Here is a 3018-nt window from a genome sequence, read left to right as displayed (position 1 = left end):
GAAATCCTTCTAGAAGCCTGGTCTTTGAAAACTGGATATAAGTAATCGTATGACAAGCATAAAACCGAGTCCGAGACACCGACATTTTAGGTTAAGTTAGAAAGGGCGCACGGTGGATGCCTTGGCACTAGGAGCCGACGAAGGACGGGACTAACACCGATATGCTCCGGGGAGCTGTAAGTAAGCTTTGATCCGGAGATTTCCGAATGGGGAAACCCGCCATCCGTAATGGGATGGCACCCCTGCCTGAATACATAGGGCAGGAGGAGGCATACCCGGGGAACTGAAACATCTAAGTACCCGGAGGAAGAGAAAGCAAACGCGATTCCCTGAGTAGCGGCGAGCGAAACGGGACATAGCCCAAACCAGGAAGCTTGCTTCCTGGGGTTGTAGGACACTCTATACGGAGTTACAAAGGAAGAGGATAGGCGAAGCGGTCTGGAAAGGCCCGCGAAACGAGGTAACAGCCCTGTAGCTGAAATTCTCTTCTCTCTTGAGTGGATCCTGAGTACGGCGGAACACGAGGAATTCCGTCGGAATCCGGGAGGACCATCTCCCAAGGCTAAATACTCCCTAGTGACCGATAGTGAACCAGTACCGTGAGGGAAAGGTGAAAAGCACCCCGGAAGGGGAGTGAAAGAGATCCTGAAACCGTGTGCCTACAAGTAGTCAGAGCCCGTTTATGGGTGATGGCGTGCCTTTTGTAGAATGAACCGGCGAGTTACGATTTCATGCAAGGTTAAGCAGATGATGCGGAGCCGCAGCGAAAGCGAGTCTGAACAGGGCGTTTTTAGTATGAGGTCGTAGACCCGAAACCAGGTGATCTACCCATGTCCAGGGTGAAGGTGAGGTAACACTCACTGGAGGCCCGAACCCACGCACGTTGAAAAGTGCGGGGATGAGGTGTGGGTAGCGGTGAAATTCCAATCGAACCTGGAGATAGCTGGTTCTCTCCGAAATAGCTTTAGGGCTAGCCTCAAGGTAAGAGTTCTGGAGGTAGAGCACTGTTTGGACTAGGGGCCCATCCCGGGTTACCGAATTCAGACAAACTCCGAATGCCAGAAACTTTTCCTTGGGAGTCAGACTGCGAGTGATAAGATCCGTAGTCAAGAGGGAAACAGCCCAGACCGCCAGCTAAGGTCCCAAAGTATACGTTAAGTGGAAAAGGATGTGGAGTTGCCCAGACAACCAGGATGTTGGCTTAGAAGCAGCCACCATTTAAAGAGTGCGTAATAGCTCACTGGTCGAGTGACTCTGCGCCGAAAATGTACCGGGGCTAAACGTATCACCGAAGCTGCGGATTGATACCTTTGGTATCAGTGGTAGGAGAGCGTTCCAGCTGCTGTGAAGCCAGACCGGAAGGACTGGTGGAGCGTCTGGAAGTGAGAATGCCGGTATGAGTAGCGAAAGAAGGGTGAGAATCCCTTCCACCGAATGCCTAAGGTTTCCTGAGGAAGGCTCGTCCTCTCAGGGTTAGTCGGGACCTAAGCCGAGGCCGAAAGGCGTAGGCGATGGATAACAGGTTGATATTCCTGTACCACCAAGCATCGTTTGAGTGATGGGGGGACGCAGGAGGATAGGAGATCACGCAGATGGATACGCGTGTCTAAGCAGTTAGGCTGGAAATGAGGAAAATCCCGTTTCCATTAAGGCTGAGCTGTGATGGCGAGGGAAATTTAGTACCGAAGTCTTCGATTCCACACTGCCAAGAAAAGCCTCTAGCGAGATGCAAGGTGCCCGTACCGCAAACCGACACAGGTAGGCGAGGAGAGAATCCTAAGGTGAGCGAGTGAACTCTCGTTAAGGAACTCGGCAAAATGACCCCGTAACTTCGGGAGAAGGGGTGCTCTGGTAGGGTGTTAAAGCCCGAGAGAGCCGCAGTGAATAGGCCCAGGCGACTGTTTAGCAAAAACACAGGTCTCTGCAAAGCCGCAAGGCGACGTATAGGGGCTGACGCCTGCCCGGTGCTGGAAGGTTAAGAGGAGGGCTTAGCGTAAGCGAAGGTCTGAATTGAAGCCCCAGTAAACGGCGGCCGTAACTATAACGGTCCTAAGGTAGCGAAATTCCTTGTCGGGTAAGTTCCGACCCGCACGAAAGGCGCAACGATCTGGGCACTGTCTCAACGAGAGACTCGGTGAAATTATAGTACCTGTGAAGATGCAGGTTACCCGCGACAGGACGGAAAGACCCCGTGGAGCTTTACTGCAGCCTGATATTGAATTTTGGCACAGTCTGCACAGGATAGGCAGGAGCCTTGGAAGCCGGAGCGCCAGCTTCGGTGGAGGCGCTGGTGGGATACTGCCCTGACTGTGTTGAACTTCTAACCCGCACCCGTGATCCGGGTGGGAGACAGTGTCAGGCGGGCAGTTTGACTGGGGCGGTCGCCTCCTAAAATGTAACGGAGGCGCCCAAAGGTTCCCTCAGAATGGTTGGAAATCATTCGCAGAGTGTAAAGGCACAAGGGAGCTTGACTGCGAGACCTACAAGTCGAGCAGGGACGAAAGTCGGGCTTAGTGATCCGGTGGTTCCGCATGGAAGGGCCATCGCTCAACGGATAAAAGCTACCCCGGGGATAACAGGCTTATCTCCCCCAAGAGTCCACATCGACGGGGAGGTTTGGCACCTCGATGTCGGCTCATCGCATCCTGGGGCTGTAGTCGGTCCCAAGGGTTGGGCTGTTCGCCCATTAAAGCGGTACGCGAGCTGGGTTCAGAACGTCGTGAGACAGTTCGGTCCCTATCCGTCGCGGGCGCAGGAAATTTGAGAGGAGCTGTCCTTAGTACGAGAGGACCGGGATGGACGCACCGCTGGTGTACCAGTTGTCTCGCCAGAGGCATCGCTGGGTAGCTATGTGCGGACGGGATAAGTGCTGAAAGCATCTAAGCATGAAGCCCCCCTCAAGATGAGATTTCCCATTACGCAAGTAAGTAAGATCCCTTGAAGATGACGAGGTAGATAGGTTCGAGGTGGAAGTGCGGCGACGCATGGAGCTGACGAATACTAATCGATCGAGGACTT

1 rRNA gene is annotated in these 3018 nt (G+C 53.6%); it reads left to right on the top strand.

What is annotated here, in order from left to right:
* Nucleotides 1-89: 89 nt before the first annotated feature.
* Nucleotides 90-3018, top strand: a 23S ribosomal RNA gene (locus tag BTO28_RS14810); the annotation flags it as partial.

Source organism: Domibacillus epiphyticus (genome assembly GCF_001975785.1).
Taxonomy (GTDB): Bacteria; Bacillota; Bacilli; order Bacillales; family Domibacillaceae; genus Domibacillus; species Domibacillus epiphyticus.
Note: the sequence above shows the minus strand (reverse complement) of the source record. Positions and strands in the feature narration are given on the sequence as shown.